Consider the following 25249-nt stretch of genomic DNA (forward strand, 5'->3'; position numbering starts at 1 on the left):
GAGGGCGGTCAGAGTCGGGCGCATGTCGATCCCCTCCGCTCCCGGAAGCCCTGGAAGCCCCGGAAACGCCCTGAGCCGCGTCGCTGTCCTCTCCGACATCCACGGGGTGCTCCCCGCCCTGGAAGCCGTGCTCGCCGAGCCCGACGTGGCGGACGCCGAGCGCATCGTGCTCACCGGGGACATCACGGCGGGCCCGCAGCCGGGTGAGGTCGTCGAGCTGTTGCGCGCACAGGGCGACCGGGTGCTGTGGATCTCGGGCAACGCGGACCGGGAACTGGTCGAGTACCGCCGGGGCGAGCGGGACACGATCCCCGACCCGATCGCCCCCTTCGCGGCGGAACAACTCACCGACGAGCAGGTCGAGTTCCTGGCCGGCCTCCCCGCCACGCTCACCCTCCCGATCGACGGTCTCGGCAAGGTCCTGTTCTGCCACGCCACACCCCGCGACGACGAAGAGGTCGTCCTCGTCGACTCCCGCCCCGAGCGCTGGACAGAGGTCTTCGCGGACCTCGACGAGGACGTCCGTACGGTGGTCTGCGGCCACACCCACATGCCGTACGTCCGCCTCGCCCAGGGCCGCCTGGTGGTGAACCCCGGAAGCGTCGGCATGCCGTACGGCCGCACGGGCGCCCACTGGGGCCTGCTCGGGCCGGGAGCCGACCTGCGGGTCACGCCGTACGACGTCCCCGCAGCGGTCAGTCGCCTCGTGGCGGACTGCGCCTACCCGGACATCGCCGAGTGGGCCGACTACTTCCTCAACGCCCGCGCCACGGACACGGAGGCACTGAGGCTCTTCGGTCCCCGGGACGGCCGCGGCTGACTCATAGGCTCACGTGTTTCTTTCAGAATCCGTAGTGATGTGTCGTTCGTTGGCGTCGTGCCGTGTGTCCGGTGCGGATGGCGGTGTCGTATGGGGGTGCGGGGATCGAATGCGTGACCTTTTCGTGGGGGTGTCGTTGATCGGATGACAGCACCACGAGCGGGGAAGGGGGGCCGGTGAGCCGGAAGCTGCCGCTCGGCGAGGGCGAGGCGTCCCGTACCGCCTGTGCCCCTGGCCTGTTGCGTTGCGGGGTGGAGGAGAAGACTGGGCAAGTCCTTACCGCGGCGGTGCTGGCGCGGCGGGTGGGCTGGGCTGCCGCTCTGGTGTCCGGGATGGCCGCCGATCTGCTGGCCGGGCACTGGAATGCCGCCGACGTGGATCTGCTGGCCTCGGGCGTGGATGCCGGGGGCCGGGCGTTGCCGTCGAACGCGTGGATGGCGCTGCGGCGTCTGGGCTGGAGTGTCACCCCGGCCGAGGGCGTCCGTGTCAACGACCGGATCGTGCGCATGGCCCAGGAACAGGCCGGGCGCACGCTGCGGTCGGTGAAGTGGCGGGCCGATCTGACCGCCGGGGTCATCGGGACGTGGCCCGCCGACCCCACGAAGCGCACGCCCAACGAGTGGGACGCTGTCCGCGAGGCCGTCCCCCGCGGCCGGGATCTGCCCTCCGGCGTCATCACCTCCCGCACCCGTCAGATCACCGCCTACCGGCACAAGCACGGCCGGTTGCCGGCCGATGTGTTCGAGCTGGAGGCCGCACCCCGCAGTGCGCGGATACTGCTGCTGTCCGCGTGCGACGGGCAGCAGGCCACGATCACACGCGGGGATGATCCGGGCCGGGCGCTGCTGCGGCTGCAGCTGCCCACCCGATCGGACCCGCAGTCGTACAAGGACTGGACGTGGGTGGCGTGCCCCCTCGCACTGCCGCCGACCGTCCCGCCCGGTGCGGTGCTGCACCTGCCCACACTCCGCGTCCACCACGGCGGGGTGCGGGCCGATCTCGCCTACACCCACGCGGTGCCGAAGTCCGCCCGCACGGGGCACACGGTCGCGCTCGGCGTGGACTGGGGGCTGAACACGCTGCTCAGCGCGGGCACGGTCCGCCTGCACGACGACGGGCGTATCACGGCTGTGGGGGCCGGGGGCATGTTCCGGGCGGCCGGTGTCCTGGCCAAAGGGCACCGCCTGCGCCGCGAGAGCGAGCACCTGCACGCCAGGACCGACCACTACCAACGCCTCATCGGGGACACCAACAGCCATGTGCTGACCGGCAAACACGCCGTCCTGGCCGCCGAGATCCAGCACATCTCGGCCCGGCCCTCGAACCTCAACGACGCGCTCGCCTGGTCCGCCGCCCGCTGGACGGTCGACCAGGCCATCACCGCCTCGGCGACGGTGATCTACGTCGAAGACCTCCGCTCCATGGAGGCCCGCGGCATGGGCCGCACCCTGAACACCCGCATCTCCCAGCAGGTACGCGGGCAGATCGTTGAGCGGATGCGGCACCTGGCCGCCGAGGCGGGCATCGCCGTGGTCATCGTCCCGGCCCGGGGCACCTCCCGCCACTGCCCCCGCTGCCTCGTCCCGCTGCGCCACCGCAAAGTCCCCGACCGGCCCACCACACCGGGCTGGAAATGGGCCCTGTGCCCCAACCCGGACTGCGGCTGGCAGGGCGACCGCGACACCGGTGCCTGGCAGCGCATCGCCGCCCGCGGCCTCACCCACCAGAGCAAGACCGTGACCGACCGCGCCAGCGGCGCCATGGTCATCCGCAGCGTGGTGGACAAGCTCGAAGCCCAAGCCATGGTCGAACCGGCCACCACCCTGACCCGCCGGAAGGACCGGTCCAAGACCGGCCCCACCCGGCCTCGATCCACACGCCCCGCGCCCAGGCGACGCAGGGCACCCTCCCCCACCAGACCCACGGGTCCGGCGGGAAAGCGTCCGGAGGGACACGCTCAAACGGGCCGCAGACGGCTGCCTCGCGCAGCCCGCCGGCACCAGGGCGTGACGACGATCAGCACACCCACCACCCGCCGACACCGGCCACGAGGAGCAGCACTGGGCGCAGGCTTCCACCTGCACGCCCACGCCACCCCTCCACGGTGGGCAGATCCCATGCCAGACACCATGTCTTGCATAGGATCGCTTAGCTGATCAGAGACGCTGTCACGCTCAGCCACCGTCAAGGAGCGCGCGCATGACCCTCCGCATCCAGACCCTCTCCCGCGACGAACATCTCGCGTTCGTCGCGGCCCGCCCCTCCGCCAGCCACATGCAGGTCCCCTCCTGGGGTGAGGTGAAGCCGGACTGGCGGGCGGAGAGCCTGGGGTGGTTCGACGAGGAGGGGCGGCTGGTCGGGGCGGGGCTCGTGCTGTTCCGGGCGTTGCCGAGGCTGAAGCGGTACCTCGCGTATCTGCCCGAGGGGCCGCTGATCGACTGGCACGCGGACGACCTCGACCGGTGGCTGGACCCGATGCTCGCCCACCTCAAGCGACAGGGCGCCTTCTCGGTGAAGATGGGCCCGCCCGTCGTCGTCCGCCGGTGGAGCGCCGACGCGGTGAAGGCGGCGATCGCCGACCCGGCGGCCCGGCGTCTGCGGGACGCCGAGGCGACCTCGCACGAACCGGGCGCCGCCGAGGTGGCCGACCGGCTGCGCCGCGCGGGCTGGCGGCAGACCGAACCCGGCGGCGAGGACGGCTTCGCGGCCGGACAGCCGCGGTACGTCTTCCAGGTGCCGTTCGCCGGACGCTCGCTGGAGGACATCCAGCGCGGCCTCAACCAGCAGTGGCGGCGCAACATCAAGAAAGCCGAGAAGGCCGGCGTGAAGATCGAACGCGGCGGCTACGACGACCTGCCCGCCTTCTACGAGCTGTACGCCGAGACCGCCGAGCGCGACCGCTTCCTTCCGCGCCCGCTGTCCTACTTCCAGCGCATGTGGACCGCGCTCACCACCGAGCACCCCGACCGCATGCGGCTCTATCTCGCCCACCACGACGGCGACGTCCTCGCCGCGGCCACCATGCTCACCGTCGGCGACCACGTCTGGTACTCCTACGGCGCCTCCACCAGCCGCAAGCGTGAGGTCCAGCCCAACAACGCCATGCAGTGGCGCATGATGACCGACGCCCACGAACTCGGCGCCGCCGTCTACGACTTCCGGGGCATCACGGACACGCTGGAGGAGTCCAACCACCTCCTGGGGCTGCTGCGCTTCAAGGCCGGCGCGGGCGGTGAGGCCGTCGAGTACCTGGGGGAGTGGGACTTCCCGCTCAACCGGCTGCTGCACAAGGCGCTGGATCTGTACATGGCCCGCCGCCGCTAGGCCCGGTGGGTGAGCGCCCGGGACAGACAGTCGTATAAAGGGTTCACACACCTGACGTAGTCCATTACTCTGGACTGCGCCGTACAATGAGATGTACGAACCCTCGAACCGCCCCGGAAGGCCCAGTGAGCACCCGCAGCGCAACGACGTCCACCGCCTCCTCCACCGGTCATGCACCCGAGCCGGCCGGCGCTCCCGGCCGCTGGGGTTCGCTCGGGCCGGTGGGGCTGGTGCTCGCCGGGGGTGTCTCGGTGCAGTTCGGCGGTGCCCTCGCCGTGACGCTGATGCCGAGGGCCGGCGCGCTCGGCGTGGTCACGCTGCGTCTGCTGGCGGCGGCAGTCGTGCTGCTGCTGATCTGCCGACCCCGGCTGCGCGGTCACTCGCGCGCGGACTGGGGCACGGTCGTCGTCTTCGGCCTCACCATGGCCGCGATGAACGGCCTCTTCTACCAGGCCGTCGACCGCATCCCCCTGGGCCCGGCGGTCACCCTCGAGGTCCTCGGCCCCCTCGCCCTCTCGGTCCTCGCCTCCCGCCGCGCGCTCAACTTCGTCTGGGCGGGCCTGGCCCTCGCCGGCGTCTTCCTCCTCGGCGGCGGAGGCTTCAGCGACCTCGACCCCATAGGCGTCGCCTTCGCCCTGGGCGCGGGCGCCATGTGGGCGTCGTACATCGTCTTCAGCGCGCGTACGGGCCGCCGCTTCCCGCAGGCGGACGGGCTCGCGCTGGCCATGGCCGTGGCGGCCCTGACGTTCCTCCCCCTCGGTATCGCCGAATCGGGCACGAAGCTCCTCGACCCGACGACGATCGCCCTCGGCTCGGCGGTGGCCGTCCTCTCCTCCGTCCTGCCCTACACCCTCGAACTCCTCGCCCTGCGCCGCCTCCCCGCCTCCACCTTCGCCATCATGATGAGCCTCGAACCGGCCCTCGCCGCCACGGCCGGCTTCCTCATCCTCGACCAGACCCTGACCACCACCGAGTCCGCCGCCATCGCCCTGGTCATCGTGGCGAGCATGGGGGCGGTGCGGACGCAGGTGGGACGGCGGGGCAAGGCGTCGCTGCCGCAGGCCTGAGAGCAGCGGTCCGGTCATCGGGCGGTCAAGCGCGCATCAGCCCGTGGCCAAACGGTCGTATGGGTTCCCCATGCTCCGCCCGGCACAGCGCGAAGAAACAGGAAGCCACGGATTCCCGACCCAAGCCCGTGCTGCGTAGCGGCACAGCAACGATCGAGAAGGCCAGAATCCTCGGGCTTCAGCCCGAGGAGCGAGTCAATGGCTGCGCCGCGCCCTGGGCTGGGCCGTCGCCGCGTTCACCGTCCGCGAGTACCCGAGCGAGGTCGGTGCCCGCCGCCGGCTCACGGAGCACAGACCTTGAGCGCACGCTTCGAAGCCCCTCGTCCTGAAAAACAAATGCAAGCACGCTTGATTGTTTCTCGGCCCGCTGCCATGCTCCCCCCATGGCCGACCCGACGCCCGTGTTCGAAGACCTGCGTGCGGAGAGCGAGGAACTCGACCGGCTCGTCGCCGAGTTGAGCCCGGAGCAATGGGCCCTCGCCACCCCCGCCCCCCGCTGGACCGTCGCCCACCAGATCGCGCACCTCGCCTGGACCGACCGCTCGGCCCTGCTCGCCGTCACGGACGAGGACGGCTTCCGCGCCCTGGTGGAGAAGGCGCTCACCGCCCCCGACTCGTTCGTCGACCAGGGCGCCGAGGAGGGGGCCACACTCCCGCCCGACGAACTGCTGGCGCGGTGGCGGGAAGGACGTACCGCTCTCGACACGGCATTGCGCGCATCCCCGCCCGGCGCCCACTTCCCCTGGTACGGCCCGCCCATGTCGGCCGCGTCCATGGCAACCGGCCGGCTCATGGAGACCTGGGCGCACGGCCAGGACGTGGCGGACACGCTCGGTGTGGTGCGGCCACCCACCGACCGGCTGAAGCATGTGGCACGCATCGGTGTGCGCGCCCGTGACTTCGCCTTCGGGGTACGGGGACTGACCCCGCCCGCCGAGGACTTCCGCATCGAACTCGCCGCACCTTCCGGCGACTTGTGGACGTACGGCCCCGAAGACGCTCCCCAGCGCGTGACCGGCCCCGCACTCGACTTCTGCCTCCTGGTCACCCAGCGCGCCCACCGCGCCGACCTCGCGGTGCGGGCCGACGGCCCCGAGGCCGACCGCTGGCTCGACATCGCCCAGGCCTTCGCGGGGCCCCCGGGAACAGGGCGCCCACCCAAAGGGGACGCCGGGTGAGGGCTCTGCGTATCGGCAACGCCTCCGGCTTCTACGGCGACCGCTTCGACGCCATGCGCGAGATGCTCACCGGCGGCGAACTCGACGTCCTCACCGGCGACTACCTCGCCGAGCTGACCATGCTCATCCTGGGCCGCGACCGGCTCAAGGACCCGGGCGCCGGGTACGCCCGCACCTTCCTGCGGCAGCTTGAGGAGTGCCTGGGGCTCGCGCATGAACGGGGTGTGCGGATCGTGGCCAACGCCGGCGGGCTCAATCCCGCCGCACTCGCCGACGCCGTACGGGAGTTGGCGGAACGTCTCACCCTCCCCGTGCGCGTCGCCCACGTCGAGGGCGACGACCTGACCGCCCGGCATCCCGGCAGCCTCGCCGCCCACGCCTACCTCGGCGGCTTCGGCATCGCGGCCTGTCTCAGGGAGGGCGCCGATGTCGTGATCACCGGCCGCGTCACCGACGCGGCCCTCGTCACCGGCCCCGCCGCCGCCCACTTCGGCTGGCGGCCGGACGACTACGACCGGCTCGCGGGGGCCGTCGTCGCCGGGCACGTCCTGGAGTGCGGGACACAGGCGACCGGCGGCAACTACGCGTACTTCCAGGACGGCGATGTCCGCCACCCCGGCTTCCCGCTCGCCGAGCTCCACGAGGACGGCACGGCCGTCATCACCAAGCATCCCGGCACCGGCGGCCTCGTCGACATCGGCACGGTCACCGCGCAGCTCCTCTACGAGACGTCCGGCGCCCGGTACGCCGGCCCCGACGCCACCGCCCGCCTCGACACGGTCAGGCTCACCCAGGACGGCCCCGACCGCGTCCGCATCGACGGAGTGCGCGGCGAACCCCCGCCCCCCACCCTCAAGGTCGGCCTCAACCGGCTCGGCGGCTTCCGCAACGAGGTCACCTTCGTGCTGACCGGCCTCGACATCGAGGCCAAGGCCGCGCTGGTGCGGGAGCAGATGGCGGCGGCCCTCGGCAAGGTCACCGAAGTGCGCTGGGACCTGGTCCGTACCGACCGCCCCGACGCCCCCACCGAAGAGACCGCGAGCGCCCTGCTGCGGCTCGTCGTCCGGGACCCGGACCAGGAGGTCGTCGGACGGGCGCTCAGCGGGGCCGCCGTCGAGCTGGCGCTCGCGAGCTACCCCGGCTTCCATGTGCTGGCCCCACCTGGAAAGGGTTCGCCCTATGGGGTCTTCGAGGGTGTGTACGTCCCCCATGGCGCCGTGGACCATGTGGCCGTTCTCCACGACGGGCGGCGGGTCCCTGTGGCGGCGGCCCACGAGACCGCCGTACTCGACGACGTGCCGGAGCCGGTCCTGCCCGAGCCCCTCCCTCCGGGACCGACCCGCCGCGCCCCTCTCGGCCTGGTCGCCGGCGCCCGCAGCGGCGACAAGGGCGGGAACGCCAACGTCGGAGTCTGGGCGCGGACGGAGGAGGCCTGGCGGTGGCTGGCGCACGAGCTGACGACCGGCAGATTTCAGCAGCTGCTACCGGAAAGCCGTGAGCTGACCGTCACCCGCCACACCCTCCCCGACCTCCGCGCCCTCAACTTCGTCGTCGAGGGCATCCTCGGCCAGGGCGTCGCCGCCCAGCACCGTTTCGACCCGCAGGCCAAGGCCCTCGGCGAATGGCTGCGCTCCCGCCACCTGGACATCCCGGAGGCCCTGCTGTGACCGTCCTTTCGTCGACATTGGACACCAACGGCCCCGACTACCGCGCCAACCGCGACGCCATGCTCGCCAAGCTCGCCGACCTGGACTCCGAGCACGCGAAGGCCATCGAGGGCGGCGGCCCGAAGTACGTGGAACGGCATCGGGGGCGCGGCAAGCTCCTCGCCCGGGAGCGCATCGAGCTGCTCCTCGACCCCGACACGCCCTTCCTGGAACTGTCCCCGCTGGCCGCCTGGGGCAGCGACTACGCGGTCGGCGCCTCGCTCGTCACCGGTATCGGCGTCGTCGAGGGCGTGGAGTGCCTGATCACCGCCAACGACCCGACCGTGCGCGGCGGCGCCAGCAACCCGTGGAGCCTGAAGAAGGCGCTGCGCGCGAACGACATCGCCCTCGCCAACCGGCTGCCCTGCATCAGCCTGGTCGAGTCCGGCGGCGCCGACCTGCCGTCCCAGAAGGAGATCTTCATCCCCGGGGGCGCGATCTTCCGGGATCTGACGAGGCTGTCGGCGGCGGGCATCCCGACCATCGCCGTCGTCTTCGGCAACTCCACGGCCGGAGGGGCGTACATCCCCGGCATGTCCGACCACGTGATCATGGTCAAGGAACGCGCGAAGGTGTTCCTCGGCGGGCCGCCGCTCGTGAAGATGGCCACCGGCGAGGAGAGCGACGACGAGTCACTGGGCGGCGCGGAGATGCACGCGCGCGTGTCGGGCCTCGCCGACCACTTCGCCGTCGACGAGCGGGACGCGCTCCGGCAGGCGCGGCGCGTGGTGGCCCGCCTCAACCACCGCAAGGCGTACGGCGATCCGGGCCCGGCCATACCTCCCAAGTATGACGAGGACGAGCTCCTGGGGATCGTCCCCGGCGACCTGAAGACGCCCTTCGACCCCCGCGAGGTCGTCGCCCGCATCGTCGACGCCTCCGACTTCGACGAGTTCAAGCCGCTGTACGGGACGAGCCTGACGACCGGCTGGGCGACCCTGCACGGCTATCCCATAGGGGTGCTGGCGAACGCTCAAGGGGTGCTCTTCAGCGAGGAGTCCCAGAAGGCCGCCCAGTTCATCCAGCTCGCCAACCAGCGCGACATCCCGCTGCTCTTCCTGCACAACACCACCGGCTACATGGTCGGCAAGGAGTACGAGCAGGGCGGCATCATCAAGCACGGCGCGATGATGATCAACGCGGTCAGCAACTCGAAGGTCCCCCACCTGTCCGTCCTCATGGGCGCGTCCTACGGCGCCGGCCACTACGGCATGTGCGGCCGCGCCTACGACCCCCGCTTCCTCTTCGCCTGGCCCAGCGCCAAGTCCGCCGTCATGGGCCCCCAGCAGCTCGCGGGCGTCCTCTCCATCGTCGCCCGGCAGTCGGCGGCGGCGAAGGGACAGCCATACGACGAAAAGGCTGCGGACGCGGACGCCGCCCTGCGCGCCATGGTGGAGCAGCAGATCGAGTCCGAGTCGCTCCCGATGTTCCTGTCCGGGCGGCTGTACGACGACGGCGTCATCGACCCGCGCGACACCCGCACCGTCCTCGGCCTGTGCCTGTCCGCCCTCCACACGGCCCCCTACCAGGGCGCGCGGGGCGGCTTCGGCGTCTTCCGGATGTGAGGAACCCCTCCGTGATTGCTTCTCTGCTGGTCGCCAACCGAGGCGAGATCGCCTGCCGTGTCTTCCGCACCTGCCGCGAGCTGGGCATCCGCACGGTCGCCGTGCACTCGGACGCCGACCAGCACGCGCTCCACGCGCGCGTGGCCGACGCGACGGTACGACTGCCGGGCGCCTCGCCCGCCGACACGTATCTGCGCGGCGACCTCGTCGTGCAGGCCGCCGTCGCCGCCGGCGCGGACGCCGTGCACCCCGGCTACGGCTTCCTCTCCGAGAACGCCGACTTCGCCCGTGCCGTCCTCGACGCGGGCCTGGTCTGGATCGGCCCGCCGCCGGAGGCGATCGAGGCCATGGCGTCCAAGACACGCGCCAAGGAACTGATGGGCCTCGCGCCCCTGCGCGAGGTCACCGAGGCCGACCTGCCCGTGCTGGTGAAGGCGGCGGCGGGCGGCGGGGGGCGCGGGATGCGGATCGTGCGCCGTCCGGAGGACCTGGACTCCGCACTTCGGAGCGCGCGCGCCGAGGCCGCGAGCGCCTTCGGTGACGGAGAGGTGTTCGTCGAGCCGTACCTGGAGGGTGGCCGGCACGTCGAGGTACAGATCCTCGCCGACACCCACGGCACGGTGTGGCCGCTGGGCACCCGCGACTGCTCCCTCCAGCGCCGCCACCAGAAGGTGATCGAGGAGGCCCCGGCACCGGGACTCTCCGAGGAGCTCACCCGGGAACTGCACGCGCTGGCGGTACGCGCCGCCCGCGCCGTCGACTACGTGGGCGCCGGCACCGTCGAGTTCCTGGTCGCCGACGGCAAGGCCCACTTCCTGGAGATGAACACCCGCCTCCAGGTCGAACACCCCGTCACAGAAGCCGTCTTCGGCATCGACCTGGTCGCCCAGCAGATCCGCGTCGCAGAGGGCGAGCCGCTTGAGGAGGACCCTCCACGCGCGCGTGGCCACGCCGTAGAAGCCCGCCTCTACGCCGAGGACCCGGCCACCGACTGGACCCCCCAGACCGGCACCCTGCACCGCCTCACTGTCCCGGAAGGCGTCCGCCTGGACACCGGCTACGAGGACGGCGACCCCATCGGCGTCCACTACGACCCCATGCTCGCCAAGATCGTCGCCCACGCCCCCACGCGCCCGGAGGCCCTGCGCAAGCTGGCGTCCGCCCTGGAACGAGCGACGCTCCACGGCCCGACCACCAACCGGGACCTCCTCGTACGGTCGCTACGGCACCCGGAGTTCACCACCGCCCGCATGGACACCGGCTTCTACGACCGCCACCTCGCGGACCTCACGAAACCCACCCCCGACCCCCACGCCCCCCTGGCCGCCGCCCTCGCCGACGCCCACGGCCGCTCCCGCTTCGGAGGCTGGCGCAACGTCCCCTCCCAGCCCCAGACCCAGCGCTACGCGATGGCGGGAGAAGAGCACGAGGTCCATTACCGGCACACCCGGGCGGGCCTGGAGGCGGACGGGGTACGGGTCGTCCACGCCGACGCGCGTCTCGTCGTACTCGAAGTGGACGGCGTACAGCGCAGGTTCGAGGTGGCGCGGTACGGCGACGAGCTGCACGTCAACGCCACCCGACTCACCGCCCTGCCCCGCTTCCCCGACCCGACGACCCAGCACGCGCCGGGCTCCCTCCTGGCCCCCATGCCGGGCACGGTCGTCAGGGTCGCCGAGGGGGCGGTCGTAGGAGCGACCGTGCAGGCCGGAGAGCCGCTGTTGTGGCTGGAGGCGATGAAGATGGAACACAAGGTCGTGGCGCCACGGACAGGGACGCTGGCTGCCTTGCAGGCCGTTCCCGGTCAGCAGGTAACGGTGGGCCTATTGCTGGCGGTAGTCCGAGATACCTAGGGGCGCGGGGCTGCATCGATATGCGGCTCCGCCGCGTGGGCGCGACCAGCCACAGACGACCCGCACCCGAAAGGACTCCGATGGAACCCGAAGAGCATCAGGCCCTACGATCCGCGGTGGCCGCCCTCGGCAAACGCTACGGCCGCGACTACATCACCACCGTCATCGCCGAAAACCGCCACCCCCAGGAACTCTGGCTGGAGGCAGCCAAGCTGGGCTACCTCGGCGTCAACCTGCCGGAGGCATACGGCGGTGGAGGCGGCGGCATCGCCGAACTCTCCATCGTCCTCGAAGAACTCGGCGCAGCCGGCTGCCCCCTGCTCATGATGGTCGTCTCCCCGGCGATCTGCGGCACCGTGATCGCCCGCTTCGGAACGGACGCCCAGAAACACCACTGGCTCCCCGCCCTCGCCGACGGCACCCGCACCATGGCCTTCGGCATCACAGAACCCGACGCCGGCTCCAACAGCCACCGCATCACCACCACCGCCCGCCGCGACCCGGACACCGGAGACTGGCTCCTCACCGGCCGCAAAGTCTTCATCTCAGGCGTCGACATCGCCGACGCCACCCTCATAGTCGGCCGCACGGAAACCGTGTCCGACAAAGAGGGCCGCACCGGCCGCCTCAAGCCCTGCCTCTTCATCGTCCCCCGCGACACACCCGGCTTCACCCGCCACCGCATCGACATGGAAATCACCGCCGCGGAGAAGCAGTTCGAGCTCACCCTCGACGACGTACGCCTCCCCGCGGACGCCCTCGTGGGCGACGAGGACGCCGGCCTCCTGCAACTCTTCGCCGGCCTCAACCCCGAACGCATCATGACCGCCGCCTTCGCGATCGGCATGGGCCGCTACGCGCTCGCGCAAGCGATCACCTACGCCCGCGACCGCACCGTCTGGAACACCCCCATCGGCGCCCACCAGGCCGTCGCCCACCCCCTCGCCCAGGCCCACATCGACCTCGAACTGGCCCGCCTGATGATGCAGAAGGCAGCCCACCTGTACGACGCGGGAGACGACGCAGGCGCAGGCGAAGCCGCCAACATGGCCAAGTACGCGGCAGGAGAGGCCTGCGTGAAGGCTGTCGACCAGGCGGTCCACACGCTCGGCGGAAACGGCCTCACCCGCGAATTCGGGCTCGGTTCGTTGATAACGGCCGCCCGCGTGGCTCGTATTGCTCCGGTGAGCCGGGAGATGATTCTCAACTACGTCTCCCACCAGACCCTGGGCCTGCCCAAGTCGTACTGACCGGCAGCGACCGGCACGTGTCGCGCGAGGAGGAACCATGTTCCGCAGCGAGTACGCAGACGTCCCGCCCGTAGAACTCCCCATCCACGAAGCGGTGCTCGGCCGGGCCGCCAAGTTCGGTGACGCGCCCGCCCTGATGGACGGCACCGACGGCACCACACTCACCTACCACCAGCTCGACCACTTCCACCGGCGGATCGCCGCCGCCCTCGCCGAGACGGGCGTCCGCAAGGGCGACGTCCTCGCCCTGCACAGCCCCAACACGATCGCCTTCCCGACCGCGTTCTACGCCGCCACGCGCGCAGGGGCGTCCGTCACGACCGTGCACCCGCTCGCCACACCGGAGGAGTTCGCCAAGCAGCTCACCGACTCCGCGGCCCGCTGGATCGTCACCGTGTCACCCCTCCTGGAAACCGCCCGCAGGGCCGCCGAACTCGCCGGCGGCGTCCGCGAGATCTTCGTCTGCGACAGCGCCCCAGGACACCGCTCGCTCCTCGACATGCTGGCGTCGACGGCCCCCGAACCGCAGATCGACATCGACCCCGCCGAGGACGTGGCGGCCCTCCCGTACTCGTCGGGCACGACCGGCATGCCCAAGGGCGTGATGCTCACGCACCGCCAGATCGCCACCAACCTCGCCCAGCTCGAACCCGCCATGGGCACCGGCCCCGGCGACCGCATCCTCGCCGTCCTGCCCTTCTTCCACATCTACGGCCTCACCGCCCTCATGAACAGGCCCCTGCGCACAGGCGCCACCGTCGTCGTCCTGCCCCGCTTCGACCTCGAGACCTTCCTCGCGGCCATCCAGAACCACCGCATCACCGGCCTGTACGTCGCCCCGCCGATCGTCCTCGCCCTCGCCAAGCACCCCGCGGTCGCCCAGTACGACCTGTCGTCCCTGCGGTACATCATCAGCGCCGCCGCCCCCCTGGACGCCAAGCTCGCCGCCGCCTGCTCGCAGCGGCTCGGCCTGCCGCCCGTCGGGCAGGCCTACGGCATGACCGAACTCTCCCCGGGCACCCACGTCGTCCCCCTGGACGCCATGAGCGAGGCGCCCCCAGGGACCGTCGGCAAGCTCATCGCCGGCACCGAGATGCGGATCGTCTCCCTCGACGACCCCGACAAGGACCTCGGCATCGACGAGTCCGGCGAGATCCTCATCCGCGGCCCCCAGGTCATGAAGGGCTACCTCGGCCGCCCCGACGCCACCGCCCAGATGATCGACCCCGACGGCTGGCTGCACACCGGGGACGTCGGCCACGTCGACGCCGGCGGCTGGCTGTTCGTCGTCGACCGCGTCAAGGAACTCATCAAATACAAGGGCTTCCAGGTCGCCCCCGCCGAACTCGAGGCCCTCCTCCTCACCCACCCCGGCATCGCCGACGCCGCCGTCATCGGCGTCTACAACGACGACGGCAACGAGGTCCCGCACGCCTACGTGGTCCGCCAGCCGACCGCGACCGACCTCTCCGAAGGAGAGGTCATGATGTACGTCGCCGAACACGTCGCCCCCTACAAGCGCGTCCGCCACGTCACCTTCATCGACGGCGTCCCGCGCGCCGCCTCCGGCAAGATCCTGCGCCGACAACTCAGGGAGCGGACGTGACCACCCTGGTCCACCCCACGCACGAACGCGGCATCACCACCCTCACCCTCGACTCGCCCCACAACCGCAACGCCCTGTCCGCCTCTCTCGTGCACGAACTCGCGGACGCCCTGAAACGAGCCGGCAAGGACGACGACGTACGCGCCGTCGTCCTCACCCACACCGGCACCACCTTCAGCGCGGGCGCCGACCTGCGCGAACCACCGCAGCCCAAGGCCCTCGTCGCCCTGCTGAGGCAGATCGTCAAACTCCGCAAACCCGTCGTGGCCCGCGTCACCGGCCACGTACGGGCCGGCGGCCTCGGCCTGCTCGGCGCCTGCGACATCGCCGCCGCCTCCGACACCGCCACCTTCGCCTTCACCGAAGTCCGCATCGGAGTCGCCCCGGCACTGATCTCCCTCCCCCTCCTGCACCGCGTCGACCCCCGCGCCCTCGCCCGCTACTACCTCACCGGCGAGACCTTCGACGAGGCCGAGGCCGCCCGCATCGGCCTCCTCTCGGCCGTCGGCGACCACACCGACGTCGACGAGGTCCTCGCCCCCGTCCTCGACGGACTGCGCAGAGCCGCCCCACGCGCCCTCGCCGAGACGAAACGGCTGCTCACGGCTAAGGTGCTGGAGGCCTTCGACCTGGACGCGGGCGAACTCGCCAGGCTCTCCGCCCGGCTGTTCGCCGCGGCCGACGCCCGCGAGGGCATGACAGCCTTCCTCGAACGACGGGATCCCGGATGGGTGCTGTGAACACGGTCGACCGTGCCCCCGGCAACCGTGTCCCCAAGCAGGACCGCAGCCGGGCCACCCGACAGCGCCTCCTGGCAGCCGCCGTGGCCTGCCTCGCCGAACACGGCTGGGCAGGCTCCACGGTCGCCGTCGTCGCCGAACGCGCCGGCGTCTCCCGCGGCGCCGCCCAACACCACTTCCCGACCCGCGAGGACCTCTTCACCGCCGCCGTCGAGTACGTCGCCGAGGAACGCTCCACGGCCCTGCGCGCACTGTTCCCCGAGGGCACGGCCGCGGACGACCGCCGGGCCGTCGTATCAGCCCTCGTCGACCTCTACACCGGCCCCCTGTTCCGCGCCGCACTCCACCTGTGGGTCGCCGCCTCGAACGAGGACCAACTACGGCCACGGGTGACGGAACTGGAAGCCCACGTCGGCCGCGAGACCCACCGGATCGCGGTTGACCTGCTGGGCGCCGACGAATCCCGGCCGGGCGTACGCGAGACGGTCCAGGGCCTGCTCGACATGGCCCGGGGACTGGGACTGGCGAACCTGCTGACGGACGACACCGGGCGCCGAGAGCGGGTCGTGACGCAGTGGGCGGGCCTGCTGGACGCGGCGCTGGACTGAGGCGTTGTCAGTGGTGCCGGTTACGTTTGGATCTCCCGACTCCCGACTCCCGACTCCCGGCCCCTGGCTCCCGGCCTCCGGCATCAGGGACTCAGCCGCTCCACCCGCCAGCTCCCGTCCGCCTCCGCCACGTACCGCAGCCGGTCGTGCAACCGGTTCTCGCGGCCCTGCCAGAACTCCACCGCCCGCGGAGCCACCCGGAAACCGCCCCAGTTCGGCGGCACCGGCACCTGCTCGCCCTCCGGATACCGCGCGGCCAGCTCCGCGTACGTCGCGTCCAGGTCCGTGCGGTCCGCGATCACCGAGGACTGCGCGCTCGCCCACGCACCGAGCTGGGAGCCGTGCGGGCGGCTGCGGAAGTACGCGGCGGTCTCGTCCCGCCCGGTACGCCGCGCCACGCCCGTGACGATGACCTGGCGGGCCATCGCATGCCACGGGAACAGCAGCGAGACGTACGGGTTCTCCGCCAGCTCGACGGCCTTGCGAGAGTCGTAGTTGGTGTAGAAGACGAACCCCTGCTCGTCGAAGTGCTTCAGCAGCACCGTGCGGGAACTGGGCCGGCCCTCGGCATCCGCCGTGGAAACGATCATGGCGTTCGGCTCGAAAAGATGCCCCTCGATCGCGGCCTCCTTGAACCAGCGCGCGAACTGCTCGACGGGCGTCGCGGCCAGGTCGGCCTCGGCGAGCCCCCCGGCGCGGTACTGCTTACGCATGGAGGCGGGATCGAGGGCGGCGTCTCGGTCGGTCACGCCGTCATCCTGCCGTATGAGCGGGCCACGTTCGGCACGGTGGTCTTCATCACTGCGTGGCACTGAGTGCCGCAAGCCCTCCCCAAGGGTGGCACTCGGGGATATCGTGCTGATGCCGTTCCGGTTGGATGACCGCCGACCGCACGGGGCATCACAGAGATACCGCCCAGGACCGCGAGTTCTCGGAGACGAACCGCGGAGCCATGGGACGGACGCACACCCACCGCCGGACACGTGGTAGCCGCACCCCACACCAGCCGCAGTACAACTCATCCGTCGCACACATCACGAGGAGCCGCCTGATGTCCGACTTCGTACCCGGACTCGAAGGAGTCGTCGCGTTCGAGACGGAGATCGCCGAACCCGACAAGGAAGGCGGCGCACTCCGATACCGGGGCGTCGACATCGAGGACCTGGTCGGGCACGTCTCGTTCGGCAACGTCTGGGGACTGCTCGTCGACGGCGCCTTCAACCCCGGCCTGCCGCCCGCCGAGCCGTTCCCGATCCCCGTGCACTCCGGCGACATCCGCGTCGACGTCCAGTCCGCACTCGCCATGCTCGCACCGGTCTGGGGCCTCAAACCCCTCCTCGACATCGACGAGGAACGCGCCCGCGAAGACCTCGCCCGAGCCGCCGTCATGGCCCTCTCCTACGTCGCCCAGTCCGCGCGCGGCCAGGGCCGGGCCATGGTCCCGCAACGGGAGATCGACAAGGCGCAGTCCGTCGTCGAACGCTTCATGATCCGCTGGCGCGGCGAGCCCGACCCCAAGCACGTGGCCGCGGTCGACGCGTACTGGACGTCGGCGGCCGAACACGGCATGAACGCCTCCACCTTCACGGCCCGCGTCATCGCCTCGACAGGCGCCGACGTCGCAGCCGCGTTGTCCGGCGCCGTAGGAGCCATGTCCGGCCCGCTGCACGGCGGCGCCCCCTCCCGCGTCCTCGGCATGATCGAGGAGATCGAACGCACCGGCGACGCCGAGGCATATGTCAAGCGGGCCCTCGACAAGGGCGAACGCCTGATGGGCTTCGGCCACCGGGTCTACCGCGCCGAAGACCCTCGCGCCCGCGTCCTGCGCCGCACCGCCCGGGAACTCGGCGCCCCCCGCTTCGAGATCGCCGAAGCCCTGGAAAAAGCGGCCCTGGCAGAACTCCACGCCCGCCGCCCCGACCGAGTCCTCGCCACGAACGTCGAGTTCTGGGCCGCCATCGTCCTCGACTTCGCCGAGGTCCCCGCCCACATGTTCACCTCGATGTTCACCTGCGCCCGCACGGCGGGTTGGTCGGCCCACATCCTGGAACAGAAGCGCACCGGCCGCCTGGTCCGCCCCTCGGCCCGCTACATCGGCCCCGGCACCCGCGACCCGCGCGAAATCGAGGGCTACGGCGACATCGTGCGCTGAGCAGCTCCGAGAACGCAGACGACCCGCGAGCTCGGGTCTCTCCGCCTGAGCGGAGAAGCCGGCCGGACGTACCGGCGAGCTCGCGGGTCGGGTGACTGCATTTGGATTGGGCCGGCTGCGTGTATCTCGCACACGCTGGTCCGGCACCGCACTCGGTGTGGTGACGGGCCGCTAGCCCGCAGCCACCTCGCGCGTCCGGGTTTCATACATTTACCCGATCACCTCCTTTCGGCGTGAGCCATACATTAGGAAGCGGTCGGGCACGGATCAACCCATTTTCCGGGATGTTGACTGTGCTCGTTCCGGGCGACTGCCGTACCCGTATCCGTCGCCTCGCTGCAGGAGCCGCAGATTCGAGTGGGAGACGTTGATCCGGCCTGCTGGTGTGCTGAGACTGTGCTGTCCTCTGGCGCGAACGGAGATGCGTCCGGTCCAGGTGCCTGCCCACTTGCCGGTCGGCACGGTGGCCCGTACGAGATCCCCGGTGACGTACCCGAAGTGCTGCTTGGTACGAGCCCGCCGCAGGCGGGGGAACCCGAACCGGTCCGGAGTGGTCCGGGCGTACGAGCCGCGTCCGGTGGCCTTCACGACGATCACCCGTCCTGGCAGCCGCACGATGGCGTCGCCACTCTCGTGATCCAGACGTCCCACGGACAACGCGTCCAAGGTGTGCGTCTTCTCCAGCCCCATGGCACTTCGGTTCCACTTGGTACGTCCGCCCGACCAGGCGTGTACAGGCCTGCCCAGGTCGCCCAGTGCCTCCGTGAGCTGCCACCGGGTTGCGTTCATGGCGGCGGCGTCATGGAGCGGCGCTTTGACCTGCCGAAGGATCTTCGCGAGGCGCTCGGGTCGACGGGCGAGGAAGACCTCGACGGCTGTGCTGCCCTTGGTCTGGTTGCAGGGTACGCAGGCCAGGACGAGGTTGGAGATGCGGTCCGAGCCCCCTCGGCTGCGGGGTTTGAGGTGGTCGATGTTCAGGGGGACGCCAGTGGCGTCGCAGTAGGCGCAGGCGTTGTTCCACTTGGCCTGGAGGTAGGCGCGGGTTTCGGTTCCGGCGAGCGTGCCTTGCTGGTACTCGGCCTCGGTGAGGGGTCTGCCCGCGCTCATGGCGTGGGTGTCGAAGGCGACGCGTTCCACGTGGATCTCGGTGACGGGCGCGTAGCGGCACAGGCGAGCCGCCTGGGAGAAGGTGGTTTCGACGCGGTGGCGCAGGGAGGGCGCCAGCCATCCTGCAGGGCGGGTCCGATTTTTCGAGCGGGGTGCTCGGTAGCGGCAGTTGGCAGATCGCCTCCTGTGCCGGTAACCGGCGCGCTGCTGCATGCACAGGTGGATCTGGTCGCCGCGATGCTGGAGCTCGACTGCGATCAGTCCGCGTCTGATGGTGACGACGGAGCCTTGGGCGTCGACTTCCTTCTTCTCGTCGGTGAGGGCGAGGCCAGTGCCTTTGGACCCTGGATCGATACGCAACTGCACGCCGTCGACTTCTGAGTCGGCGTGTGAGCGGTCCTTCAGCCGGATGGTGAAAGGTACCTGCCGGGCGACTACGGCCCGCCCCTTGCTCAGGAGTTCGCGGGCGCGGGCGGGATGGCAGGGCATGAGGGGCTTTCCGTCCTTGGACAGAACGAAGACCCTACTCGCGCCGACACCGCCCGTGTACGACGGATTGTTGGTGGAAGCGTCACCGCTCCCGTTCTCTGCCGCCTCCGCTGCCGTGGCAGCGTTCTTGGTGTGACGCCGACGAGTTCTGGTGCTGCGCCCGTTGGTCTCCCTCGCCCATGTTCCCTGCCGGTGCCCCGCGCGGTGGCGGGGTGTCCGTGAGCCGTTTCGTCCCTGCTCCCAGGGGTGTCAGCTCCCACGGATTCCAGAGCAGGCTGCTGAGGAAGCACAGCCTGGTGGGTCTGCTCGCCTGCGGGGAACGTAGTCATCGGGGCACCTCCCTGATCTTGCGGATCGTGATGACTTGAGCTGGTCACTCGGCCTCGCTCTCTGGCGGAGAGAGGCTCCAGCGTGTGGCTGGCGGAGCGAGTGACCTCCTTTCCGAAGTGCACACAACGCTAGTGATCAAGCGACGCGCGAGTGATCGAATCTCCGGATAGCGCTCATTCGTGCGAAAGAATCCAATTCCTCGAAAGTTCGGTCGATCTTGCTGCTAAGAGCTCGCAACACGATCTTGTTGCGGTGAGTTGATTGGGGTTTCCGCCGTGGGCCGCTGGCGCAAGGCCGGTGTCTTTGGCGACAAGGGGTGCGACAGCCCCGACATCAAGGGCCTGAGCAAGCTCCGCCTGGTCGTCCGCTGGGCGAACTGCTATGCCTGGAAGGCCACGATCTGGTCCGGTACCGAGAACCCTGACGCACAGTCCGGACACGTCGCGCGGCCGAACAGATGGGTCAGATGGTCTGCGGCCGCTGGCTGCCCGGCCCTGACGGCCAGACCGTGCAGCCGAGACGCCAGCGGCGGCAGGTCCGCGGGGGCCGCCGGGCGGACCCCGGTGAGTATGGGTCCCTCGCGGCCGACGAGCCGAAAGCACGCGTTCGGGTCCCGACGCCGAGTGCCTGGGGGCTTGCAGGAGAGATCGATCTCCAAGCTCAGTGCGCAGGAGGGGCATACCACGGGGTACTCATCGCGGCTCAGGTTGCGCCTCCATATCGGCACTCCCTCGAAAGCCAGAAGGTGCTCCAGCCAGGACAGAAAGTCGTCTTCATCGCCCTCGAAGGGCCTTGCCGTCACGTGGTTCTCCGTCAGCTGGTGCAGCTCGTTGATCACGGCCGGGTAGCGCGCCTGGACGTAACCGGGCTCGTGAAGCTGCTGCTCCTCGACGACGATGCGGCCGGCCAGGCCAAGGGCTTCTCGGCGACCGCCCGGCTTGCGACCGGTAGCGATGTCGGTCAGAACGGGCAGGGCGGCAAAGCTGGCCGTGTACACCGATCCCTGGTGGTAGAGGGAAGCCCACAGCTCCTCCCACGCCTCGTCAGCCAGCTCCGGGTCACCGATCTCGTCAAAGAGCCGTGGGAGATCGGATGCGGATCCATAGGCGTGATTCAGACGCGACCAGTCCGGTGTCATGCCCGCGATCATGCCAGCCGTATCCGACCGGCATACCTCACCAATCTCGCCACCAAGATCGTGTTACGAGTTCTGAGGCATGCTTCCTTTGACGGAAGGGGAGGGAATCGTGACTGACCTGCGAATACAGCCGGTCGACGGAGACGTCATGCTCGAGCAGTGGCGGCATGTGCACAACGTGATCGTGCCGCCCGCTGCGATGGCGCTCGATGAGGTGCGGGAGCGGAGCGGGCGTTACCGGCTGGAGAACGCGTATCTCGGGGGCGTGCTCGTCGGGTGTTCGACCGTGCGGCCGCCCGAGGGCGAGGAAGGCGTGGCGACCGTCATCGCGCGCGTGCTGCCCGAGTTTCGGGGGCGGGGGTTTGGGTCCGCGTTGTATGAGAAGGGGCTCGAGTGTGCGCGTGGGCTGGGGGCTCGGGTGATCGAGACGTGTGTGCTGGCCGTCAATGAGGACGGGCTGCGGTTTGCCCTGGGGCGTGGGTTTGTCGAGGTGGAGCGGTATGTGCTGGAGGGGGAGACCGAGGTGTGGGTGGATCTGAGGCTTGCGCCGGCTGAGGTGTAGGACCGGCGTACTCCTCGGATTTCCGGCGCACAACGATTCCTTCAATCTTGTGGGAACTCGGTGTGTGCTGCGTCACGTTCCAGTTAGATGATTGCTAGTGAGCGAACCGACGTGCCGTACGTGCGGACGCGGCAGCCTGCAGGGGGTCCAGGTGAGTGCTTCCCGGCGTAGTGGGACCACCGACGAGATCGGGCCGGACGAGCCCGAGCGGGACGGTCCGGAGGGTTCGGACGGCTCGGATCTGCTGGCCGCGCTGCTCGACGGGATGGACGCGGCGTTGTGCGCGTTCGACGCGGACGGAGTGGTGACCCACTGGAATCGCGAGGCCGAGCGAATTCTCGGCTGGACTGCGGACGAGGCAGTGGGCCGGCACGGATTCGCCGGTTGGGCCGTGCGCGCCGCCGATGCCGAGGAGGTGGAGGGGCGGCTGCTGTCCGCGATGCACGCTCCCGGGCGGCAGGTGCACGAGTTCGCGTTGCTGACGAAGGACGGCGGGCGGGTGCTCGTACGGACGCAGTCGGCGGCCGTGCGCGGGCCGGACGGGAAGCCCGCGGGGTTGTACTGCGCCTTCAGTGAGGTGCACGCGCAGATCGATCTGGAGCGGTCCATCGCGCTGAGCGAGGCGTTGTTCGAGGACGCGAGCTGGGGTGTCGTGCTCGTCGACGCGGATCTGCGGCCGGCCGTCGTCAACGCGCATGCGGCGCGGGCGCTGGGTGTCGGGCGTACGTCGGTACTGGGGCGGCCTCTCGGGGATCTGCTCGCCCAGGGTGTCGAGGAGCTGGAGAGTGCGCTCACGCATGTGCTGGCGGAGGGTGCGCCGCCGGCGCCCGCCGAGATCTGGGTGAGCGTGCGTACGCCGGACGGTGAGCAGCGGCGCTGCTGGCGCTGTGGGTTCGTGCGGCTGGCGTCGCCGCTCGCGGAGGAGCCCGTGCCGTTGGGTGTGGGCTGGCTGTTCCAGGACGTGACGGAGGCCAAGCAGGGTGAGCAGGAGGCGTCGCTGCTGCGGTTCCGTACGAACCAGTTGCACCGGGCGGCTCGGGCCGCCGCGGAGTGTGAGAATCCCCGGGAGGCGGCCGCCGTCCACCTGGACTTCGCGCTCGCCGGGTTCGCGGACCATGCGCTGATCGACCGGGTCGCGGGTGGTGCGGTGGCGGACGGGGTGGCGACGGACTCGGTACGGCTGGTGCGGGTCGCGGCGACGCCCTCCGGGGCGCCGGGGCCGAGTCTGCTGACCGGGCGGGCGGGGCTGCCGGTGCGGTACGCGGAGGGGCATCCGGCGTTGCAGTGCGTGGAGCGGATCGGGTCGGTGCGGGCGAGTGTGGGGGCCGCCGTGCGGGCGGAGGAGGCCCAGGAGTGGGCTGAGGCTCGGCAGTGGCCCTCGGATGCGGTGCACGCGTTGTGTGCGGTGCTGCGGAGCCGGGGGCGGACGTTCGGGGTCGTGACGTTTTTGCGGGGGGCCGGGCGGAGTCAGTTCGAGCGGCAGGACGCGGTGTACGCGGAGGATGTGGCGGTTCGGATCGGGTCCGCGTTGGATTTGGCGGAGGTGTTGGGGCGGGAGTAGCGCCGCCGCGTTCACGCGTGCCACGCGTGCCGCCCATTGGGTCCCCCAGGTCTTCAAGGCACTGTCGGTCCTAGTGCCGGTAGAAGATCCGCTCCCCGTACTTCTCGAACACCTGCCCGTTCCATTCATGGCCGCCGTCCACGTTCCCCGACCGCAGGAGCGGCGGCTCGATGCCCCGGTCGGCCAGGCCGGCCGCCGCGGTGGCCATGACGGCCTGGAGGATGGCCGACGTGACGACCGTGGAGGCGGGGGCGAAGGGGGCGGGGATGGTGTCGAGGGTGAGTTCCGCGTCGCCGGTGGCGATCTTCGAGTCGAGGACGATGTCGCAGTGGTCCTTGAGGTAGGTGCCGGAGTGGTGCCGGGACGTCGTCTCGGTGGCGTAGGCCACCGATGTCACGCCGATGACCTTCAGGCCCAGGTCGCGGGCGTGCAGGGCCATCTCCACGGGGAGGGCGTTGCGGCCGGAGAGGGAGATGATCACGAGGGCGTCGCCGGCGCGGGCCGGGGAGCAGTCGAGGACGGCGCTCGCGAGGCCGTCGACGCGCTCCAGGGCGGAGCCGAGCGTGGCGGGCATGACGTCGACGCCGACGACACCGGGGACGGCCAGCAGGTTCATCAGGGCGAGGCCGCCGGCGCGGTAGACGACGTCCTGCGCGGCGAGGGAGGAGTGACCGGCGCCGAAGGCGAAGAGCCGACCGCCGGAGGCGACGGTGTCGGCGAGGAGCAGGCCGGCCGCCTCGATGTTGCCGGCCTCCTCGTCCTGGACCCGCCGGAGCAGGCCGATCGCGGCGTCGAAGAACTGACCGGCCGGCTTGCTGTCGCTCATGCGGGCCCCTTCGGAGCGTCGGAGTCTGTGTAGCGTCGGCGTCTGTGCCGCGGATCACGGTGCGGTCTGGACCAGTGGGATGTCAATACGGCCGCTGCGAACCGTGCGAACCGCCCTGTAACCGCTTGGTTTCAACGGCGCGGCACGCTTGTCAGTGGTATCCGGCAGAATTGATGCCAGGGCCAGCGCACAAGCCGGGAAGCTGTCGTGCTTCCGGCAGATCTCATCAAGGGGCACGTATGTCCGGACTGATCGACACCACGGAGATGTATCTCCGCACCATCCTCGAGCTGGAGGAGGAAGGTGTGGTCCCCATGCGCGCCCGGATCGCCGAGCGGCTCGACCAGAGCGGGCCGACGGTCAGCCAGACGGTGGCGCGGATGGAGCGCGACGGCCTGGTGTCCGTCGCCAGCGACCGCCACCTGGAGTTCACGGACGAGGGTCGCCGGCTCGCCACGCGTGTGATGCGCAAGCACCGGCTCGCGGAGTGCCTGCTCGTCGACGTGATCGGTCTGGAGTGGGAGCAGGTGCACGCGGAGGCGTGTCGCTGGGAGCACGTGATGAGCGAGGCCGTCGAGCGGCGGGTGCTCGAGCTGCTGCGCCACCCCACCGAGTCGCCGTACGGCAACCCGATCCCGGGCCTGGAGGAGCTGGGCGAGAAGGACGGCGCCGACCCGTTCCTGGACGAGGGCATGGTGTCGCTCGCCGATCTCGACCCGGGCATCGAGGGCAAGACGGTCGTGGTGCGCCGGATCGGCGAGCCGATCCAGACGGACGCGCAGTTGATGTACACGCTGCGCCGGGCGGGCGTGCAGCCCGGCTCGGTGGTGAGCGTGACGGAGTCGGCGGGCGGCGTGCTCGTGGGCAGTGGCGGCGAGGCGGCGGAGCTGGAGGCGGACGTGGCGTCGCACGTGTTCGTCGCCAAGCGCTGAGTAGTTGCTGGGCGGTCGATGGGCAGTGGCTGGGCGGTCACTGAGTGGTCGCCGAGCGGTTCGGGGGTACGACCGACTCCGACGGCCACTGTCTCAACTGCCGAGACCGGTGGGGCAGTTGTGGTCTTCCGCGAGTCTGTCGGAGGTTTCTCGGAGGCCTCCCGGCGATCTCGTCGAATCCAAGATTCACTGTGCCGAATCGCAGCGCTCGGACGCTTCCCGTGCGAGGCTGTCGCGTGAGGCATATGACCTGAGGGTTCTTGGCCGCGGTCCGGCAGCGATGCCGTGTCCGGCCGGGGAGGGGGCGGGAAGATGTGCCGCAGTCGTGTGGATGGCCCCGGCGCCTTGCGGCGCCGGGGCCTGTCCTCCCCTGTGCTGACCCGGAGCCCCGAGCTCTCAGGGTCATCCCCTTCGGACCGTTTTCCCCGAGCGGTC

Annotated in this window: 20 protein-coding genes; 16 read left to right on the forward strand and 4 right to left on the reverse strand. The window is 70.6% G+C overall.

Annotated features, from left to right (window positions below; genetic code table 11):
• The first annotated feature begins 22 nt into the window (after positions 1–22).
• From AC5P09_RS15890 to AC5P09_RS15945, 12 genes are all read left to right on the forward strand, one after another.
• Positions 23–820: a metallophosphoesterase family protein gene (locus tag AC5P09_RS15890; RefSeq protein ID WP_493874519.1), complete on the forward strand. Its 798-nt coding sequence runs from the start codon at positions 23–25 to the stop codon at positions 818–820.
• A 176-nt stretch (positions 821–996) separates the two neighbouring features.
• Entirely contained in the window at positions 997–2976 is a 1980-nt protein-coding gene (locus tag AC5P09_RS15895; RefSeq protein ID WP_493874520.1) for a zinc ribbon domain-containing protein, read from the forward strand.
• 43 nt (positions 2977–3019) lie between these two features.
• Positions 3020–4144 carry a lipid II:glycine glycyltransferase FemX gene (locus tag AC5P09_RS15900; protein WP_493874521.1) on the forward strand — a complete coding sequence of 375 codons (1125 nt, stop codon included), beginning with the start codon at positions 3020–3022 and terminating at the stop codon, positions 4142–4144.
• A gap of 125 nt (positions 4145–4269) precedes the next feature.
• The gene (locus tag AC5P09_RS15905) at positions 4270–5211 is read left to right on the forward strand and encodes an EamA family transporter (RefSeq protein ID WP_493874522.1); all 942 of its coding nucleotides are present in this window, start codon (positions 4270–4272) and stop codon (positions 5209–5211) included.
• Between the two features lie 383 nt (positions 5212–5594).
• On the forward strand, positions 5595–6389 hold the full coding sequence (locus AC5P09_RS15910; RefSeq protein ID WP_493874523.1) for a TIGR03084 family metal-binding protein: 795 nt from the start codon (positions 5595–5597) through the stop codon (positions 6387–6389).
• Positions 6386–8056, forward strand: coding sequence for an acyclic terpene utilization AtuA family protein (locus AC5P09_RS15915; protein WP_493874524.1), 1671 nt, complete (start codon positions 6386–6388; stop codon positions 8054–8056). The genes AC5P09_RS15910 and AC5P09_RS15915 overlap by 4 nt, the downstream gene beginning before the upstream one ends.
• Positions 8053–9660, forward strand: a complete 1608-nt coding sequence (locus tag AC5P09_RS15920; RefSeq protein ID WP_493874525.1) for an acyl-CoA carboxylase subunit beta — start codon at positions 8053–8055, stop codon at positions 9658–9660. The genes AC5P09_RS15915 and AC5P09_RS15920 overlap by 4 nt, the downstream gene beginning before the upstream one ends.
• Positions 9661–9671: 11 nt before the next feature.
• Positions 9672–11513 (forward strand): acetyl/propionyl/methylcrotonyl-CoA carboxylase subunit alpha, encoded by a 1842-nt coding sequence (locus tag AC5P09_RS15925; RefSeq protein WP_493874526.1) that lies wholly within the window; start codon positions 9672–9674, stop codon positions 11511–11513.
• An 80-nt stretch (positions 11514–11593) separates the two neighbouring features.
• Positions 11594–12763 (forward strand): acyl-CoA dehydrogenase family protein, encoded by a 1170-nt coding sequence (locus AC5P09_RS15930; RefSeq protein ID WP_493874527.1) that lies wholly within the window; start codon positions 11594–11596, stop codon positions 12761–12763.
• A gap of 37 nt (positions 12764–12800) precedes the next feature.
• Positions 12801–14369 (forward strand): 4-coumarate--CoA ligase family protein, encoded by a 1569-nt coding sequence (locus tag AC5P09_RS15935; protein WP_493874528.1) that lies wholly within the window; start codon positions 12801–12803, stop codon positions 14367–14369.
• The gene (locus AC5P09_RS15940; protein WP_493874529.1) at positions 14366–15109 is read left to right on the forward strand and encodes an enoyl-CoA hydratase family protein; all 744 of its coding nucleotides are present in this window, start codon (positions 14366–14368) and stop codon (positions 15107–15109) included. Before AC5P09_RS15935 ends, AC5P09_RS15940 begins: the two co-directional genes overlap by 4 nt.
• Positions 15097–15717, forward strand: coding sequence for a TetR/AcrR family transcriptional regulator (locus AC5P09_RS15945; RefSeq protein WP_493874530.1), 621 nt, complete (start codon positions 15097–15099; stop codon positions 15715–15717). Before AC5P09_RS15940 ends, AC5P09_RS15945 begins: the two co-directional genes overlap by 13 nt.
• An 83-nt stretch (positions 15718–15800) precedes the next feature.
• Here the strand turns inward: AC5P09_RS15945 and pdxH are convergent, their stop codons facing one another.
• On the reverse strand, positions 15801–16430 hold the full coding sequence (gene pdxH / locus AC5P09_RS15950) for a pyridoxamine 5'-phosphate oxidase (RefSeq protein ID WP_493874561.1): 630 nt from the start codon (positions 16428–16430) through the stop codon (positions 15801–15803).
• Positions 16431–16768: 338 nt separating this feature from the next.
• Between pdxH and AC5P09_RS15955 the strand changes: the two genes are divergently transcribed.
• Positions 16769–17869 carry a citrate synthase 2 gene (locus AC5P09_RS15955; protein ID WP_266437786.1) on the forward strand — a complete coding sequence of 367 codons (1101 nt, stop codon included), beginning with the start codon at positions 16769–16771 and terminating at the stop codon, positions 17867–17869.
• A 267-nt stretch (positions 17870–18136) separates the two neighbouring features.
• On the opposite strand, the gene iscB is transcribed toward AC5P09_RS15955, so the two are convergent.
• Positions 18137–19489: an RNA-guided endonuclease IscB gene (gene iscB, locus AC5P09_RS15960; protein WP_493874562.1), complete on the reverse strand. Its 1353-nt coding sequence runs from the start codon at positions 19487–19489 to the stop codon at positions 18137–18139.
• 685 nt (positions 19490–20174) lie between these two features.
• Complete coding sequence (locus AC5P09_RS15965; protein WP_493874531.1) at positions 20175–20945, reverse strand: hypothetical protein; 771 nt, start codon at positions 20943–20945, stop codon at positions 20175–20177.
• A 97-nt stretch (positions 20946–21042) separates the two neighbouring features.
• Between AC5P09_RS15965 and AC5P09_RS15970 the strand changes: the two genes are divergently transcribed.
• Both AC5P09_RS15970 and AC5P09_RS15975 read left to right on the forward strand, forming a co-directional pair.
• On the forward strand, positions 21043–21495 hold the full coding sequence (locus tag AC5P09_RS15970; RefSeq protein ID WP_493874532.1) for a GNAT family N-acetyltransferase: 453 nt from the start codon (positions 21043–21045) through the stop codon (positions 21493–21495).
• 151 nt (positions 21496–21646) lie between these two features.
• A complete protein-coding gene (locus AC5P09_RS15975) occupies positions 21647–23056 on the forward strand; it encodes a PAS domain-containing protein (RefSeq protein ID WP_493874533.1) in 1410 nt (469 codons plus the stop codon).
• A 70-nt stretch (positions 23057–23126) separates the two neighbouring features.
• On the opposite strand, the gene AC5P09_RS15980 is transcribed toward AC5P09_RS15975, so the two are convergent.
• Positions 23127–23882, reverse strand: a complete 756-nt coding sequence (locus AC5P09_RS15980; protein ID WP_493874534.1) for an SIS domain-containing protein — start codon at positions 23880–23882, stop codon at positions 23127–23129.
• Positions 23883–24121: 239 nt separating this feature from the next.
• Here AC5P09_RS15980 and AC5P09_RS15985 point away from each other — a divergent pair, with 239 nt between their 5' ends.
• Positions 24122–24814 carry an iron-dependent transcriptional repressor DtxR gene (locus AC5P09_RS15985; protein WP_266437798.1) on the forward strand — a complete coding sequence of 231 codons (693 nt, stop codon included), beginning with the start codon at positions 24122–24124 and terminating at the stop codon, positions 24812–24814.
• Positions 24815–25249: the final 435 nt, after the last annotated feature.

It is taken from the genome of Streptomyces sp. a15 (assembly GCF_059026085.1).

Excerpts from the sequence above, each read along its gene's own strand:
- AC5P09_RS15965 (WP_493874531.1), bottom strand. The coding sequence starts at position 20,945 with ATGATCGCGGGCATGACACCGGACTGGTCGCGTCTGAATCACGCCTAT.
- AC5P09_RS15900 (WP_493874521.1), top strand. The coding sequence starts at position 3,020 with ATGACCCTCCGCATCCAGACCCTCTCCCGCGACGAACATCTCGCGTTC.
- AC5P09_RS15980 (WP_493874534.1), bottom strand. The coding sequence starts at position 23,882 with ATGAGCGACAGCAAGCCGGCCGGTCAGTTCTTCGACGCCGCGATCGGC.
- AC5P09_RS15930 (WP_493874527.1), top strand. The coding sequence starts at position 11,594 with ATGGAACCCGAAGAGCATCAGGCCCTACGATCCGCGGTGGCCGCCCTC.
- AC5P09_RS15910 (WP_493874523.1), top strand. The coding sequence starts at position 5,595 with ATGGCCGACCCGACGCCCGTGTTCGAAGACCTGCGTGCGGAGAGCGAG.
- AC5P09_RS15955 (WP_266437786.1), top strand. The coding sequence starts at position 16,769 with ATGTCCGACTTCGTACCCGGACTCGAAGGAGTCGTCGCGTTCGAGACG.
- AC5P09_RS15890 (WP_493874519.1), top strand. The coding sequence starts at position 23 with ATGTCGATCCCCTCCGCTCCCGGAAGCCCTGGAAGCCCCGGAAACGCC.
- pdxH (WP_493874561.1), bottom strand. The coding sequence starts at position 16,430 with ATGCGTAAGCAGTACCGCGCCGGGGGGCTCGCCGAGGCCGACCTGGCC.
- AC5P09_RS15935 (WP_493874528.1), top strand. The coding sequence starts at position 12,801 with ATGTTCCGCAGCGAGTACGCAGACGTCCCGCCCGTAGAACTCCCCATC.
- AC5P09_RS15985 (WP_266437798.1), top strand. The coding sequence starts at position 24,122 with ATGTCCGGACTGATCGACACCACGGAGATGTATCTCCGCACCATCCTC.
- AC5P09_RS15945 (WP_493874530.1), top strand. The coding sequence starts at position 15,097 with ATGGGTGCTGTGAACACGGTCGACCGTGCCCCCGGCAACCGTGTCCCC.